Origin of the sequence: Rufibacter roseolus, assembly GCF_017916365.1 — a bacterium.
GTDB lineage: Bacteria > Bacteroidota > Bacteroidia > Cytophagales > Hymenobacteraceae > Nibribacter > Nibribacter roseolus.
In genome coordinates this window covers 978,863-994,848 of sequence record NZ_JAFMSU010000003.1, presented here as the reverse complement: position 1 = coordinate 994,848, position 15,986 = coordinate 978,863, and the positions used below count along the sequence as shown (strand labels likewise).

Genomic DNA, 15,986 nt, shown 5'->3' with positions numbered 1-15,986 from the left:
TTCTTAAATTGTTTTCCATAAAATTTTAGGAAGTAAATAGTTTAAGAATCCATGCAAACCTTGATGCCCCTGATGTTTGCCTCCCTGGTGGGAATGGGCCACGCCTTTGAGGCAGACCACCTCATTGCGGTGGGCAACATTGTCTCCAAGCGCGACAGCTGGCTCTTGGCCATGAAAGACGGCTTGTTCTGGGGCCTGGGCCATACCACCACCATTGTGCTGCTGGGCTCCCTTATCATCCTGAGCCAGGTTATTTTCCTGCACTCCACCAACTATGAAGCCGGTTTCGGGTATTTCGAGGCCGGAGTTGGGCTGATGCTGGTGATCATGGGCATCAGCCGACTGACGAACAAGCAGAACTTCTCCCGATCCAGAACCCCGCGCTACCAACACAGCTACGCGTACACTGTGGGTCTGATCCACGGCCTGGCCGGAAGCGGAGCCTTGGTGATTTCCATTATGGGCAAGATTGAGAATCCATGGTTGGGCGTGGCCTATTTGGTTATGTTTGGGCTGGGCTCCATCCTGGGCATGTTTGTGGCTGCCGGACTGGTGAACATCCCCTTCACCCAGCGCATGAAAATAGGCCGAAGCGTACGGATGGGTATGGTGGTGGTTTCCTCGGTGCTGTGCGTGGCCTACGGCGGCTGGATGATGTACGAAAACCTGATCCAGTAACCCGATGGCCGTTTTCTTCCCTTTTTTTAATTCTACCCCATAAATGAAGCCTACCGTCAGCATAGAATATTGCCCCAAATGCGGCTGGATGCTGCGTGCCGCCTACATGGCCCAGGAACTGCTCACCACCTTTACCGACGATGTGAAAGGCGTGCTCCTAGAACCCAGCGAAACCAGTGGCTCCTACATCATCCGGGTCAATGACCAGGTGATCTTCGACCGGAATTTCCCGAGATCAAAGAACTCAAGCAACTGGTCCGCGATCAGGTGAACCCAGAGAAAAGCCTCGGCCACTCAGATAAAAAATAATAAACTCAGGACTCAGAACCCAAGACTCAGAACTACCGCAAATGCATCTTTCGCCCAAAGACATAGACAAATTGGTGCTGCACAACGCCGGTTTCGTGGCCCAGAAACGCTACGCCCGCGGCCTGCGGCTCAATTACCCCGAGGCGGTGGCCCTCATAGCCACGCAGTTGCTGGAGTTTATCCGGGACGGCGAGCGCGTGGCCACGCTCATGGACAAAGGCAAAAAGCTCTTGGGCTTCGCCGATGTCATGGAGGGCGTGGCCGAGCTGATCCACGAGGTGCAGGTGGAAGGCACTTTCCCCGATGGCACCAAACTGGTGACCGTGCACCATCCCATCTGCCGCGAGCAAGGCGCTCCTGAACTGGCCCTGTACGGCTCCGGGCTCACCAAAACCGCGCAAACCGCCTCGCCAGACACCCTCATTCAACCCAATCCCGGAGAGTACCTGCTGGGAGAAGACAAACTCACACTCAACCAAGACCGCACTACGGTAGAGGTGGAAGTAACCAACATGGGCGACCGGCCAGTACAGGTGGGTTCCCATTACCCGTTCTTCGAAACCAACGCCCTTCTGCAGTTTGACCGTGAGAAAGCCTACGGATTCCGCCTCAACATTCCGGCCGGTACGGCCGTGCGCTTTGAGCCCGGCGAGCGGAAACGGGTGACCTTGGTGGAACTCTCAGGCGAAAGAATCAGCTACGGCGGCAATAACCTGGTAGACGGCACCTTAGGTGAAGAACAAAAAGGCGAGGCACTGGAGAAAGCCAAAGCGCAGAAGTTCCTGAGTACGGAGTAGAACCCGTTTCAGGCCTGTTTCTTAAAAAACAGCCCTAAAACGGAAAAACCTGTAAAGTCTTCAAGACCTCACAGGTTTAAGCTTGAAAAGCCCAAAGACCTCGTAGCGTCCGGAGGACCTGCGAGCGTCTTGCACCAAGCTGTTTCAAGCCCGTTTCCCCTAAATCGCCCTAAAAACAACCAATAACTAACAACCAAACCTATGAGCCTTCCCCTTGACCGCCGCGCTTACGCCGAGATGTACGGACCCACCGTGGGCGACCGCGTTCGCCTCGGAGACACCGATCTGGTGATCCAGGTAGAAAAGGACTATGCCGTCTACGGCGAGGAATGCAAGTTCGGGGGCGGGAAGGTGCTCCGCGACGGAATGGGACAGGCAGCCGGGATCGGGCAGGCCGAGGCGCTGGACCTTATCATCACCAACGCGCTGGTCCTGGATTACACCGGCATCTACAAAGCCGATATCGGGGTGAAGAACGGGCGCATCTCCGGCATCGGGAAAGGCGGTAATCCGCACATCATGCCAGGTGTCACGCCGGGCATGGTGGTGGGGGTGACGACTGAAGTGGTAGCTGGGGAAGGCCTGATTCTGACGGCAGGCGGTATTGACTGCCACATCCACTTCATCAGTCCGCAGCAGATCAACGAGGCGCTGGCCTCGGGGGTGACCACCATGGTGGGCGGCGGCACGGGACCGGCAGCGGGCACGACGGCCACTACCTGTACGCCCGGCGAGTTCTATATCAAGATGATGATGCAGGCCACGGAAGCCTATCCGCTGAACTTCGGGTTTCTGGGCAAAGGCAACTCGTCCAAGCCCGAGGGGCTGATTGAACAGGTGGAAGCCGGCGCCCTAGGTTTTAAGCTCCACGAGGACTGGGGCACCACGCCCGCGGCCATCGACACGTGCCTTTCCATTGCCGAGCAGTACGACGTGCAGGTCTGCATCCATACCGATACTTTGAACGAGAGCGGTTTCGTGGAGACGTCTACGGCCGCGTTCAAGGGCCGTACCATCCACGCGTACCACACTGAGGGCGCAGGCGGCGGACACGCCCCGGACATCATCAAGATCTGCGGCGAGCCTAACGTGATTCCCTCCAGCACCAACCCCACGCGTCCGTTCACGGTGAACACCATCGATGAGCATCTGGACATGCTCATGGTCTGCCACCACCTGGACAAGAACATCCCCGAGGACGTGGCCTTCGCCGAGAGCCGCATACGGGGCGAGACCATCGCCGCGGAGGATATCCTGCATGACCTGGGCGCCTTGTCCATCATCTCGTCAGACTCGCAGGCGATGGGCCGTGTGGGCGAAGTGATCACCCGCACCTGGCAGACCGCCCACAAGATGAAACAGCAACGCGGCCTGCTGACCGAAGACACCGGCAAGGACCTGGCAGCCGATAACTTCCGGGCGAAACGCTACGTGGCCAAATACACCATCAACCCGGCCCGCGCGCATGGCTTCTCCGAGGAAATCGGCTCTGTGGAACTGGGCAAACTGGCTGATTTGGTGCTTTGGAGACCCGCGTTCTTCGGTTCAAGGCCCGAGATGATCATCAAAGGCGGCATCATTGTGCAGTCGCAGATGGGCGATGCCAACGCCTCCATCCCCACGCCGCAGCCGGTTTTGTCCCGGCCCATGTTCGGCTCCTTCGGTAAGGCCATCGGACAAACATCTATGGTATTCGTCTCGCAGGCCTCAGTGGAGTATGTGCAGCAGCATTACGGTTTGCAGAAGCAGGTAGTGGCCGTGAAAGGCTGCCGCAGCGTCACCAAAAAAGACATGGCCCTGAACGATTACCTGCCCAACATTGAGGTAGACCCCGAGACCTACAAAGTCACCGTGGATGGCGTGCACCTCACCTGCGAACCCGCCGAGAAACTGCCCTTGGCCCAGCTGTACAACCTATTTTAGTTAATTAGGAATTTAAAATTAAGAATTGAAAGAAAAGTATGCTGTAGAGACCAGGCACTGCCTTGTCTTCACGATTCCCGATCTATCATTCCTGATCCAATACATTTCAGGCCAGTTTTCACTAAAACGGCACCAAAATAGAACCACCGTCTAATATCTAACATCTATCCTTTAGCGTCTTACAAATGAAATTCGCCCGGCTGCTGCATCTTGTGGATTCCTCCATTCCTACTGGCTCGTTTGCGTATTCCTACGGGCTGGAGAGCAGCATCACGTTTGGACTCATCAAGGACCGGCTGGGGCTGCGGCATTACCTGTACTCGTACCTGCAGCAGGTGGTGGGCATGGAAATCCCGTTTCTGAACTCTTGCTTCCACCTGCCAGCGCCGGATTTGAACGCCGACCTCCGAACCATTGCCGAGGAATACGATGCCATGATGCTGGTGCCTACCATCCGGAAGGCAAGTGTGGTGCAAGGCAAGAACTGGCTGAAGCTGCTGGAATCTTTCTACCCTGCCTCGGGCATGCAGCAGGTAAGGCGGTGGTTTGAGGAACAGGACCTGCCCACGCATTTTGTGCTGGTCTTCGCACTGTGCCTCAAACGGGTGGAGTTTACGTTGTCTGACCTGCAGACCATGTACCTGCACATGGCGCTTCGGGACCAGGTGAGCGCCGCCATCCGGCTGGGTTTCATCGGTCCAATGGAAGGGCATAAGTTGCAACACAATTTTTACTCGATTTTCGAAAATCTGCTCCAAAACCAAATGAGCAGAGAGTACACCCAAGCCACAAGATCGGCATTCATGCTGGACACTGCCCAAGTCTTGCAGGAAGACATTTATTCCAAGTTGTTTCAGAATTAACTCACTCAACCACACATTCACTCATGCCTTTTGTAGATAAACTAGCGCTTCTGCTGCACGGACACACCCACGAGTTCTATGAATCACCGGGCAATTTTGAGGAACGCGAGACCCGCAAACTGCCGCCGTACCGCAACTTCCGGAAGCGGGCGTTCACGGTGGGCATCGGCGGACCGGTAGGCACCGGCAAAACCGCCTTGCTCAAAGCCTTGTGCGAGCGTCTGCGCAACGACTACCAACTGGGTGTGGTCACCAATGACATCTTCACCCGTGAGGACGCAGAGTTCCTCATCCGGAACAGCGCCCTCTCCGCTGACCGCATTGTGGGGGTGGAGACCGGCGGCTGTCCGCACGCCGCTATTAGGGAGGATATTTCCTTGAACATGGATGCGCTGGAAGGCCTCATGGCCAAGTTTGATAACCAGATTGACCTGCTGTTTGTGGAAAGCGGCGGCGATAACCTGGCGGCTCATTTCAGCCGCGAGTTGGTGGATTATTCTATTTATGTAATTGATGTCTCGGGCGGCGATAAGATTCCGCGGAAAGGCGGGCCGGGCATCACGCAGTCAGACCTGCTGGTGATCAACAAAATTGACATAGCGGCTCTGGTGCGCGCCGATTTAGGCGTAATGGAGCGCGACTCCCTCAAGATGCGGGGCGATGGTCCGTTTGTGTTTGCCCGGGCGCTGGACGGCTACAACCTGGATGTGATTATCAACCATATTTTCCAGGCGAAGGCAAAAGCGCTCGAGTCGGTGCGGGAAGACAGACGATAGGTTGGCGCGTCTGGCAATTAAAAATTACCTGCGGCTCCGGTAGTTTTCTATAGTCTTAACGAAAGGCTGTTTTAGGCCTGTTATCAGAAAATCGGATTGAAAACAGGGTTGCTTTGTGGTTAATACTTTCGCTCCAGCGGATTGTACCCGAAGAATTCCTCTTTGCTCAAGGTTACTAATAGATGCTGACATAGCGGCTCCAGATCCTGACGTGTCTTGCCCATGGCCCGGAGCACGTAGACACCTTCTTTCGCCTCTGACACGGAAAGCACGTAGTCTTGCTCAGTCATGTTGAAATCCAGGCCGGTGCTACCTGGCATCTTCAGGTCCTGCATCGCTTGGGCGAGTTGGCGGAACCGGCTGTTCTCCGGTGAGCCCACCAGATAGGCCGAGAACATGGTCTGATACGCATCAAAGTTAGCAGGGGAGGAGGCGATGTGCTCCTCGGGCGTGAACCCGAAGCGGTCAAGCAGCACCAGTCTGTTTCCCACGCTTACCTTCAGTTCTGAGGAAAACGCCTCAAAAACGAACCTTTCGCCCTGGTCCATGCGGCCGGAATGAAACCAATCCACCACCAACAGCACCGCCGAGGGATGCAAATGCCAATGCTGCGTCTGTTTGTAGCGGCTTTTCTCCTGCGGCACCACCGGGTCTGGGAACGAGACTGCCAATCCGTTTTCGCCTACGTGCGCGTTGAAATGCTGCTCGGCATCGGCCTGATTGGTGCTCTTGAAGATCTTGGTGTTGGCCTGGGTGCTTAGGAAAAGCCTAGAGTGCGCGCCGCAGGTGATCCGCAGGTTAATCTGGTCGCCGGAGACCATGCCGCCCCCGTAGCTGGACAGCACCACATGGCAGCTGTCATGGAATGAGCCGGGGTTCAGGATTTTCAGCGGCTGCAGGTTCTTGCTGGAAATAAGCCGTGACTTGCCGTTGACCAAGGCCACCTCTACCTCGCTCCAGTGAGTTGTATTCTCCATCAATTTTGTTTTCAGCTTCAAAATAGAGAAGAATCGGCAGAAAGCCGCTCGCTCTCATTGGTAAGATTTGTCTGACTGCGTTATAAAGCCGTTTTTCCAAAACGGGCACCAAACAGGGGCACCTCTGTAGAATCATTTGCCTGCGCCTGTATTGGGTTAAGGGCTAACATTAAATAGAATATCCTCTATACAGGAAATCCAGTATAAGGCTATGAGATAGAACGGCCGTGGATTTGCCCTCTGCCAATTGAAACTTCTACAGATAGACTTATGCTTCATATAAAGGAACTTACCCTTAACATACCGGAAACCACTAAACCAAGGGTGGTCATTATTGGCGGCGGATTTGGGGGCGTGAATCTTGTCAGGGGATTGCCTGGGAAAGATTTCCAAGTGGTGTTGTTTGACCGGCAGAACTACCACGGGTTCTGGCCCTTGCTGTACCAGGTAGCCACGGCAGGTCTGGAGCCAGATGCCATTGCTGAGCCGCTACGGAAGATGTTTGACGAGGATTATGAGGACTTCCACTTCCGGCAGGTGAAAGTGACCGGGGTGAACCCGGCTACCAAGACCGTCACTACCCTGGTGGGGGAATTACGGTATGATTTTCTGGTCATCGCCACGGGTACCAAATCCAACTATTTTGGGAACGAGCAGATCAAGAAGTTCTCTTTCCCATTGAAGCAGATCCCCGATGCCCTGAATCTTAGAAGCCAGATGCTGCAGGCCTTTGAGCAGGCCAATATGATCAAAGACCCCGATGTGCGGCAAAGCCTGCTCAATTTCGTGATTGTGGGCGGTGGGCCAACTGGCGTGGAGCTGGCTGGCGCTTTAGCTGAGATGCGGAAACACATCCTGCCCGGTGATTACCCGGGGCTTGACTTCAGCCAGATGAACATTGTACTGGTAGAAGGCCTGGACCGTGTGTTGCCGCCCATGTCGCCTAAATCAAGTCAGGTCACGCGGGAGTACCTGGAAAAAGCCGGGATCGTTGTGAAGCTGAACACCCTGGTAGAATCTTATGACGGCCAAACGGTGACGTTCAAGGGTGGCGAGACCATCAAAACCCAGACCTTGATCTGGGCCGCTGGGGTGTCCGGAGCTCAGATAGGGGGCCTTCCGCCGGAGGCCAGTGAACGTGGGCGCTACCTGGTGAATCCATTTAACCAGATCATTGGCTTCCCAGATATCTTCGCCATTGGCGACGTGGCAGCCATGAAGACCGAGAAATGGCCCAAAGGACACCCTGGGGTGGCGCAACCCGCCATCCAGCAGGGGCAGCATTTGGCCAAGAACCTGCGCCGCATGATCAGGAATGAGCAGCTCGTTCCTTTCGAATATTTTGATAAAGGATCACTCGCCATCATCGGGCGTAACCGGGCCGTGGCCGATCTGCCCAAAGATATGCACCTGAAAGGCTTTCTGGCCTGGATGGCCTGGCTCTTCGTGCACATCTATTACCTGATCGGGTTCCGGAACAAACTGGTGGTGCTGGCCAACTGGGTTTACAAGTTCTTTACCTTTGAAAATGGTAACCGGTTGATTATCCGGCCATTTATTAGGAAAGAGGATGTGGCAGGGCAGGAGTTTGTGCGCCGGCAGGCCGATCTTGATTAGACTCTAACGATTTTAACAACTGGTACTGAGGCCTGCTTTCGCAGGCCTCTTTTTTTTGTATGAAGGGAGGTAGTCTGAAGCCGGATGAGGACTATTGCTGGAAAGTCATACCAAATGGCTTTCCCATAAAATTCTGTTTATAAAAACATCACTTAAGAACTGGAGAGAAGGGACTGTGTTTTCCTTATGCCTCCTTTTCTTGGTAGGTAGTAAAATCATGCCTTATTGAGGATAATGCGGGTTTTGGGTCAGTATAAATGTCATTATTTTCATTAATAAATTACTTACTATTAGGTATTATCCATTAATTTATAAAAATTAGTAAATAATATTTTGGATGCTATTAATTTTGCACTATATTAGATGAAGAAAATTATATAAGGCTAAAAAGAGTGGTAAAAGTACCTGCATAAAAAATGGAGGGCTTGTATAGGAAAAGCTAGATATAGATTTTGCAAAGTGTTTTGTTTATATTTTTTGTAAAATAATTTCAAAATAGGAGAACGATTTGGTTTTTTCTTCTGTTCGGCAAGAGAATAAGCATAAATCATTTGGCTCCTCCTTCTCAACAACGGGTTTGTTGGGTGTTCGCAAGTTCATATTTAATCTATAAGTAATATAAATTGTTAAATCAGAAACCCTTTAGTTATGAAAGCAAAAGCTACCTTCTTGAGTTATATCTCTGCTGAGAAGAGAATGAGAAAAGAGCAGATCAAGTCTAAGAGTGCAAAGAACAACAAAGCCCAGGGAGAGCAAGTGCCTCAGCTTGAGCAAAGAGTTTCCATGCCTGCCGGTAACTGAACAGTACCTGATTTAGCAGTGAGGTAATCTGACCTTACGGCACCTGCCTATACCATAAGAAAAAACTCTATAGCCTAAATCTATACAAAATAAGCCAGGGTTTAACTTTATGAAAGCATGCTAATCCGGCTATGCCTAGTTGGTTACACCCTTATCAGTTAATTAATTCTATTAATAAATTCAAAAGAAAAGCCCCGCTGAATTAACAGCGGGGCTTTTGAATATGGGTTAAGTTAAGCTAGATTACCCAATGGCAACGCGCTTGAACTCAGTAACGGTCATGCCTTTGGAAGTGTTGTCCAACAATTTGGCAATGGTCACAGATGGGTCTTTCACAAACTCCTGGTTCAGCAAAGTGCTTTCTTTGTAGAATTTGTTCAGCTTGCCCTGGGCAATTTTCTCCAGCATTTCTTCTGGTTTGCCTTCGGCACGAGCCTGCTCTTTCCCGATCTCAATCTCACGCTGGATGGTATTTGCATCAACACCGTCTTTGTCTACTGCAATTGGTTTCATAGCAGCAATCTGCATGGCTACGTCTTTACCAACCTCAGTTACTTCGTTTCCGCCGGTGTTGGTTAAGCCTACCAATACACCCAGTTTACCGTTTGAGTGGTTGTAAGCAACAACTTTCTCAGCGGTTACAGTCTCGTAAGAAACTACGTCAATTTTCTCACCAATTTTACCCATCAGGTCAGTGATGTGGTCTTGCAGTGAGCGGCCATCGGCCTGAGGCGTAGCCAATAAATCTTCTTTGGTGCCTGAAGTGTTGGCAACGGCAGCCGCCAATACAGTCTGGGCCAAAGTTCTGAAATCTTCTACTTTAGATACTGGCTCAGTTTCGCAGGCAAGCGCGATCACTGTTCCAACTGTACCATCAGCGTTTACCTGAGTTAATACCGCTCCTTCAGAAGTAGCGTTGTCGGCACGCTTGCTGGCAATTTTCTGACCTTGTTTACGAAGGATATCTTTGGCTGTCTCAAAATCGCCGTTGGCTTCTGTCAACGCTTTTTTGCAGTCCATCATACCAGCGCCAGTTTCCTGACGAAGTCTGTTTACATCTTGTGCTGTAATAGCCATTGTTCTTTTATTAAGAAATACGGATAATAAGTTTCAGTAGGAGAGGGAGTTGCCAGAGAGGCGGGTTCCCGTTTGGTTAAAAAGAAACTGAACATCAGTGGCCAGGCTTCCTAATGTTCAGTTTCTTTTACAATTCTATAAAGAGATCAGAGAGGCTTATTCAGCGTCAATTTTCTCCTGGATGCCTTCGTCTTCTGAACGTTTTCTGTCAGAATCTTCTTTGTCTACTTTACGCTCAGACAGACCTTCTTCAATGGCGCGGCCAATCAAAGATGTGATGAGAGAGATAGATTTAGAAGCGTCATCGTTTGCCGGGATTGGAAAATCCACTGTCTCTGGGTTAGAGTTGGTATCCACAATGGCGAATACTGGCAAGTTTAGTTTCTGAGCTTCTTTGATAGCGATAGACTCACGCTTCACGTCTACTACGAACAGAGCAGCTGGGAGACGTGACAAGTCAGCGATACCACCCAACACACGGTCAAGTTTCTCACGCTCACGAGACAACATCAGACGCTCACGTTTAGCCATAGCGGCATAAGCAGTGTTCTCTTTCACCATTTTGTCAATAGTTGACATTTTTTTCAAAGACTTACGCACAGTCTGGAAGTTAGTCAACATACCACCTAACCAACGGTCGGTCACGTAAGGCATTTTAAGGCGTTTTGCCTCTTCAGCCACAATGTCCTGTGCTTGTTTCTTGGTGGCGACAAACAAAATCTTACGGCCAGATTTCGCGATTTGCTTAATAGCGTTAGTCGCGTCGTCCAGGGAAGCAAGAGTTTTGTTCAGGTCAATGATGTGGATGCCGTTTTTCTCCATGAAAATGTACGGAGCCATTTTAGGATCCCATTTTCTGGTAAGGTGACCAAAGTGTACACCGGCGTCCAGTAATTCTTTATATGTGGTATTAGCCATGATATTGATACAGCTGATGATATATTAACGTTTAGAGAACTGGAAGGAACGACGGGCTTTGCGACGACCGAATTTCTTACGCTCCACCATACGTGGGTCACGCGTTAAGAATCCTTCTTTTTTCAGGGCTGGACGGGTCTCAGCGTTTTCTTCCACCAAAGCTTTGGTGATAGCCAAACGAAGGGCTTCTGCCTGACCGGCCACGCCACCGCCTTTGATGTTCGCCTTAATGTCGTATTTGCCAACCGCATCAATCAGCGACAATGGCTGCTGAACGATGGTTTGCAATACTTCACTAGGGAAGTATTCCTTAATATCTCTATCGTTAATAGTGATATTCCCTTGCCCTGACGTCATGTAAATGCGCGCCACCGAGGTTTTTCTTCTACCAGATGTATTGAGAACTTCCATTAAATATGTCTAGATTATTTTGTAAGTTTTACTTGAACAGGCTGTTGCGCAGCGTGCGGATGCTCAGCACCAGCGTACACAAACAGGTTGCGGAATTGCTCACGGCCCAAACGGGTTCTTGGCAACATACCTCTTACCGCACGCTCTACCAACAGGGTGGAAGACTTGGCTTTCAGCTCACGCGGAGTGAAGGTCTTCTGACCACCTGGGTACCCAGTGTGGGTAACGAAGGTTTTCTTATCCCACTTCTTACCGGTCATGCGAACTTTGTCCGCGTTGATCACAATCACGTTATCGCCGCAGTCAGCGTTAGGCGTGAAAGAAGGTTTAGATTTTCCGCGAAGGATCATCGCGATCTGAGAGGCCACACGGCCAAGGGTTGAGTCTCCGGCGTCTATCACTACCCAGCCTTTATTAGCGGCCGCCTTATTAACTGATAGCGTCTTATAACTTAAATGGTCCATTGTAAATGGTTAACGGGTGAAAAGATTATATGCTTTTTCTTGAAAATGGACACAAAGATACAAGCTTTCTTTTTGGTGTGCAACCCCACTTTCATTTATTCCCCTGAAAATCAATAGAATTAACTATTTGTTAACTACTTTCCCGCTATTCCTGAAGCGTTTAGCACAAAGAAGCCTTGGTGTTTAGGAGCCGTCTTACAGAAAATGCCCTGGAAAACAAAGATCCATTCCAAGCCTCATTTCTGAAAAACAGGCCTGAAATGGATGCTGTCATGTAGCGGCGTTACACGTAACGCCGTGTTGCCACGCAGAGACACTGTCTTCAAATGAAAAAGGCCCCTACACCTAGGCAAAAGCTATACCTCTATGGATTGAAGTTGCTGAGGTAAAAGCGTTACTGTTGCATAGGACCACGGCGTTACAGGGTAACGCCGCTACTAGCCGTTCTTGCGGAGCAGTTTCAGGAGCACTTCAAAATCTTTGGGGTATTCTGAGGTGATGGTCACCTGCTCCCCGTTCAGCAGCGTGAAGCCCAATTGGTAGGAGTGGAGCGCGAAGCGTTTGATGACTGGCTGTTCCTGGGTGTCTTTGGCCAGGTTGAATTTGCGCTTGAGACTGGAGAGGTACAGCGGCTCGCCGCCGTAGAGTTCATCCTGCACAATGGAGGCTTTCAGAAAAGCCAGGTGAAGCCTGATCTGGTGCATGCGGCCGGTAATGGGCTTGCATTCAACCAGCGTGTGCCGACCGAATTTCTCCAGGGTAGTAAAATAGGTCTGGGCCGGTTTGCCTTTGAAAGCCAGCTTGGCCACGCCTTTGAGGCCGGGTTGGATGGCGCGGTCTACCAGCAGGTTGTCAAACTCATGGCTGCCCCAGGCTACGGCGTGATAGATTTTCTGTACCTGGCGGTTCTCAAACTGCATGGACAGGTGACGGTAAGCCTCGGGGTTCTTGGCGATGGCCAGGCAACCGGAGGTTTCTTTGTCCAGGCGGTGGCAGGCCTGGGCGTCCTCGTGGTACTGGCGGGCCAGGGTGAGAAGGTTGGTTGCGTTGAAAGAACGGTCTTCCAGCGTAGCCAGAAACGGAGGTTTATTGACTACAATGAAATCATCGTTCTCAAAAACAATAAGGTCGCGGAAAGCGGGTAACTTCATAGAAACAGATGTGTGACGGCAGACAGGCTGGCCGTTTTTGCTCTGCTTTTACGAAAACAGGCCCAAAACGGCGGCAGTCTCTGCGCGGCACAAAGGTACCACTTATTTTCTTCCCGGCAGATTCCCGGTTTAGGGGCTGGTTAGGAGAAACTGGCCTCTAAACATTGGCCTAGTCTTTAACGCGGGTGAGCTTAAACCGAAGGGTGGTGCCCTGGCCCACTTCGCTAAAGACCGCGATGGTGGATTTATGCGCCTCTACAATGTGCTTGGAGATGGCTAGCCCCAAGCCGGATCCTCCGCCGGAGACATCACGGGTGCGGCTTTTGTCTATGCGGTAGAAACGCTCAAAGATGCGGTTGTGGTGCTCTTTGGGAATACCCGGTCCGTCGTCCTGCACGGTTACCAAGGTCTTTTTCTTCCCGTCCTGGAAAGAGAGCCAGATATTGCCGTTTTCAGAGCCGTATTTGATGGCGTTGTCTATGAGGTTGACCAGCACCTGCTTGATACGGCCCCGGTCCCCGATTACCCTGAAAACTTCCTCGGAGGCGTTAAGTAGGTGAATGGTGATGTTCCTGGCCTGTGCCTTGCCTTCCAACTGTTCCAGCACCTCGCGGCCCAGCTCGTTCAGGTCAAACTTTGATTTCTTCATCTGCATCACCCCTTTCTCCAGCTGGGAGATGGTGATGAGGTCCTGCACCAGGGTATCTAGGCCGTCCAGACTTTTGGCAGCTTTCATGAGGAACTTGTCGCGCACCCGCTCATCATCCATGGCGCCGTCCAGAAGGGTGTGGATAAAGCCCTGGGCCGCGAAGATGGGGGTTTTAAGCTCGTGGGAGACATCAGCGAGGAACTCGCGGCGCATGGCCTGCAGGCGTTTGAGCTCTTCAATCTCCTTCTGGTTGCGCTCGGCCAGGAGATAGATCTCGTCTTTGATGCGCTGCAGGGGATCTGGCCTGAAGAGGAATTTGGTGCTCATCTGCTTGAATTCCTTCCGCTTGAATTTTTCCAGCCCGGCGTAGATGTTGTTGATTTCCCTGAAGATCAGAGCCTCATAGGAGAAGTACACCAGCAGAAAGCAGGAGGAGAACGTGAGCGCTAGGGCCAAAACCCGCTGCCTGAACTCCAGATACGGCGAGATGCCCAGGTAAATGGCAATAATAAGCGCCACCAGCACCGAGATGAGGATGGCAATTCTCTGCGAACTCAGCTTTATTCCTCTGGGAGGAGCAGCCGGGGTAGGAGGGATAGGTTTAGTCGGTGTTGAATTTGTAGCCAACGCCTTTAATGGTCTTTATTTGGTCTTCGCCTATTTTCTCCCGCACCTTCCTGATGTGCACATCTACGGTACGGGCAATTACAAAAACATCGTTCCCCCACACATTGTTCAGGAGTTCATCACGGGAGAACACTTTGTTTGGCGTGGTGGCCAGGAAGGACAGCAGTTCAAACTCCTTTTTGGGCAGGGTGATTTTCTGCTCGCCTTTGTGCACTATGAAGCTGGTGCGATCAATGCGCAGCCCACCTATCTCTATGACCTGGGTCTGCTCGGGACTTTGAACCGTGTCACGGCGCTTGTAGGCAGCCAACCGACTAATGAGGGCGCGGGGCTTGATGGGCTTCACAATGAAGTCATCGGCGCCGGCGTCAAAGGCGGCTACCTCAGAGAACTCCTCACTGCGGGCGGTCAGGAACAGAATATGGGTGTCTCTGAACTTTGGCTTCTCGCGCAGCTGGCGGCAAGCCGTGATGCCGTCCATGACGGGCATCATCACGTCCAGAAGGATGATATCGGGGAGGAATTTCTTGGCCACGTCCAGGGCCACTTGGCCGTTCTGGGCATGTGCCACCTCGTAGCCTTCTTTCTCCAGGTTGTACTGTAAGAGTTCCACAATGTCTGGGTCATCGTCTACTACCAGAATCTTGTATTTGGCCGACGTTTGCATAGAATGCGTTTTACTTGAAAGAGCAATACACTACTGGCAATCTCCTTGATAGCCAGGTTGAAACTACGCGGTGAGAAAAGCGGGTCTCTGAATTTCAGGATAAAGATAAGGAATAGTCTGCCGTAAAGTTGTATTAAGAAATTGTTACCCGGTTTAGTTGTTGGTGTTTAATCCTTAGTGATTAGCTGCCCATTTGGAGAAAAGGGTGTAGATGACAATGCGAGCCTTGTCTGCTTTAGGGCCGATTTCCTGGAGATGGCCCTAAAACAGGTGAGCCGCCGGAGAAGAATCCGGCGGCTCACCTGTTTCTGTTTATCTAATCACTAATCACTGGGCACGAATCACTAATAACTAGTAAGGCTATTTCACTATAGCAAGTCTACTCTGCAAACCATTGTATTTGTACAGGTCCACTTTCACGGAACCCACGAACATCTCGGCCTGGAACATCACCGGGATTTTGTTTACGTCGTCAGAGAAATACACCGTAATGGCGTCTTCGCCGCTGAATAGTTTGTTCTTAGGCATTCTGGGTACCAGGCGGTGCGCCCTGATCTTGCCGGCTTTGGTCTCCACCACGGTCTTGCCGCGGTAGGTAACCGTCATGTCAAAAACCTCATCGCCCAGGAAGCCTTGCATTCTGATGGTTTGGCCCGGCTTGTAACTGTCCAGATCCAGGGTGCGCAGGTAATAGAAGCCACTCACCATGTCCTGGGCATTGTCTGGCACCTTGAAGACCTGGTTCTTTTTTTCGTCACGGCTGTCATTCACCACCACGGTGTTCTTGAAGTGGTCAAAATCGGTGGTTTCCTTGCGGCGGTATTTGCCTTCCTCAATGTTGCGGTGGAAGCGCAGCGGCAGCATAGAAGAGGTATCTATAAAAGAGGTCCAGGTATCGCGCACACGGTGGAAGAAGTCAAAAGACCCAATGGTCTTGCCGGTTACCGTAGTCTGGTAGCAGGGGCGGTTATTGATCCGGTGTAGGTTAGGGGCCACGTTGATGGTGGCCTCGCCGGCGTTGATGATTCCGTAATGCACTTTGTATTGCAGCACCTCGCCGGGGGCAAATGAGTCGTTCTTCACGGTGCGCAGCGTGTCATTGAACGCGAAGCCACTCAATACTAATCCTAACAGCGGTACAATAAAAAGTAGATGATGTTTTACACGCATAAGTTATTCTTGCCTATATGCCTGGGCTATTCAAATGTCGTACCAATTCCTGCCAGATCAGGACCGTATACAAAGTTATAGGTTTTCAGGTGGAACTCAACTTAAACAGAA

The 15,986-nt window shown here is 51.4% G+C and carries 17 protein-coding genes; 8 read left to right on the top strand and 9 right to left on the bottom strand.

Going from position 1 to position 15,986, the window contains the following annotated elements:
- The first annotated feature begins 51 nt into the window (after nucleotides 1–51).
- The 6 genes from J3P35_RS19940 (at nucleotide 52) to ureG (ending at nucleotide 5,346) form a co-directional block, all read left to right on the top strand.
- Nucleotides 52–678 carry an urease accessory protein gene (locus J3P35_RS19940; RefSeq protein ID WP_210466501.1) on the top strand — a complete coding sequence of 209 codons (627 nt, stop codon included), beginning with the start codon at nucleotides 52–54 and terminating at the stop codon, nucleotides 676–678.
- A 43-nt stretch (nucleotides 679–721) separates the two neighbouring features.
- Nucleotides 722–949 (top strand): SelT/SelW/SelH family protein, encoded by a 228-nt coding sequence (locus tag J3P35_RS19935; RefSeq protein ID WP_246850383.1) that lies wholly within the window; start codon nucleotides 722–724, stop codon nucleotides 947–949.
- A 79-nt stretch (nucleotides 950–1,028) separates the two neighbouring features.
- On the top strand, nucleotides 1,029–1,784 hold the full coding sequence (locus J3P35_RS19930; RefSeq protein ID WP_210466500.1) for an urease subunit beta: 756 nt from the start codon (nucleotides 1,029–1,031) through the stop codon (nucleotides 1,782–1,784).
- A 201-nt stretch (nucleotides 1,785–1,985) separates the two neighbouring features.
- A complete protein-coding gene (gene ureC / locus J3P35_RS19925) occupies nucleotides 1,986–3,707 on the top strand; it encodes an urease subunit alpha (RefSeq protein ID WP_210466499.1) in 1,722 nt (573 codons plus the stop codon).
- A 185-nt stretch (nucleotides 3,708–3,892) separates the two neighbouring features.
- The gene (locus J3P35_RS19920; protein WP_210466498.1) at nucleotides 3,893–4,570 is read left to right on the top strand and encodes an urease accessory protein UreF; all 678 of its coding nucleotides are present in this window, start codon (nucleotides 3,893–3,895) and stop codon (nucleotides 4,568–4,570) included.
- A gap of 23 nt (nucleotides 4,571–4,593) precedes the next feature.
- Nucleotides 4,594–5,346, top strand: a complete 753-nt coding sequence (gene ureG, locus J3P35_RS19915; protein WP_210466497.1) for an urease accessory protein UreG — start codon at nucleotides 4,594–4,596, stop codon at nucleotides 5,344–5,346.
- Between the two features lie 119 nt (nucleotides 5,347–5,465).
- Here ureG and J3P35_RS19910 read toward each other — a convergent pair whose 3' ends face one another.
- Nucleotides 5,466–6,323, bottom strand: a complete 858-nt coding sequence (locus J3P35_RS19910) for an urease accessory protein UreD (RefSeq protein ID WP_210466496.1) — start codon at nucleotides 6,321–6,323, stop codon at nucleotides 5,466–5,468.
- Nucleotides 6,324–6,593: 270 nt separating this feature from the next.
- Here J3P35_RS19910 and J3P35_RS19905 point away from each other — a divergent pair, with 270 nt between their 5' ends.
- Together J3P35_RS19905 and J3P35_RS19900 are read left to right on the top strand one after the other, a co-directional pair.
- Nucleotides 6,594–7,940: an NAD(P)/FAD-dependent oxidoreductase gene (locus J3P35_RS19905; protein WP_210466495.1), complete on the top strand. Its 1,347-nt coding sequence runs from the start codon at nucleotides 6,594–6,596 to the stop codon at nucleotides 7,938–7,940.
- Nucleotides 7,941–8,588: 648 nt separating this feature from the next.
- Nucleotides 8,589–8,741 carry a hypothetical protein gene (locus J3P35_RS19900; protein WP_210466494.1) on the top strand — a complete coding sequence of 51 codons (153 nt, stop codon included), beginning with the start codon at nucleotides 8,589–8,591 and terminating at the stop codon, nucleotides 8,739–8,741.
- Nucleotides 8,742–8,984: 243 nt separating this feature from the next.
- Here J3P35_RS19900 and tsf read toward each other — a convergent pair whose 3' ends face one another.
- From tsf to J3P35_RS19860, 8 genes are all read right to left on the bottom strand, one after another.
- A complete protein-coding gene (gene tsf, locus J3P35_RS19895; protein ID WP_210466493.1) occupies nucleotides 8,985–9,818 on the bottom strand; it encodes a translation elongation factor Ts in 834 nt (277 codons plus the stop codon).
- A 156-nt stretch (nucleotides 9,819–9,974) separates the two neighbouring features.
- Nucleotides 9,975–10,736, bottom strand: coding sequence for a 30S ribosomal protein S2 (gene rpsB, locus J3P35_RS19890; RefSeq protein ID WP_210466492.1), 762 nt, complete (start codon nucleotides 10,734–10,736; stop codon nucleotides 9,975–9,977).
- A 24-nt stretch (nucleotides 10,737–10,760) separates the two neighbouring features.
- Nucleotides 10,761–11,147: a 30S ribosomal protein S9 gene (gene rpsI / locus J3P35_RS19885; RefSeq protein WP_123127659.1), complete on the bottom strand. Its 387-nt coding sequence runs from the start codon at nucleotides 11,145–11,147 to the stop codon at nucleotides 10,761–10,763.
- A gap of 14 nt (nucleotides 11,148–11,161) precedes the next feature.
- Nucleotides 11,162–11,611 carry a 50S ribosomal protein L13 gene (gene rplM, locus J3P35_RS19880; RefSeq protein ID WP_210466491.1) on the bottom strand — a complete coding sequence of 150 codons (450 nt, stop codon included), beginning with the start codon at nucleotides 11,609–11,611 and terminating at the stop codon, nucleotides 11,162–11,164.
- Nucleotides 11,612–12,048: 437 nt separating this feature from the next.
- The gene (locus J3P35_RS19875; protein WP_210466490.1) at nucleotides 12,049–12,762 is read right to left on the bottom strand and encodes an RluA family pseudouridine synthase; all 714 of its coding nucleotides are present in this window, start codon (nucleotides 12,760–12,762) and stop codon (nucleotides 12,049–12,051) included.
- 169 nt (nucleotides 12,763–12,931) lie between these two features.
- Entirely contained in the window at nucleotides 12,932–14,038 is a 1,107-nt protein-coding gene (locus J3P35_RS19870) for a sensor histidine kinase (protein WP_246850382.1), read from the bottom strand.
- Nucleotides 14,013–14,705, bottom strand: coding sequence for a response regulator transcription factor (locus J3P35_RS19865; RefSeq protein WP_210466489.1), 693 nt, complete (start codon nucleotides 14,703–14,705; stop codon nucleotides 14,013–14,015). Before J3P35_RS19865 ends, J3P35_RS19870 begins: the two co-directional genes overlap by 26 nt.
- Nucleotides 14,706–15,065: 360 nt before the next feature.
- Complete coding sequence (locus J3P35_RS19860; protein ID WP_210466488.1) at nucleotides 15,066–15,875, bottom strand: DUF3108 domain-containing protein; 810 nt, start codon at nucleotides 15,873–15,875, stop codon at nucleotides 15,066–15,068.
- Between the last annotated feature and the right edge of the window lie 111 nt (nucleotides 15,876–15,986).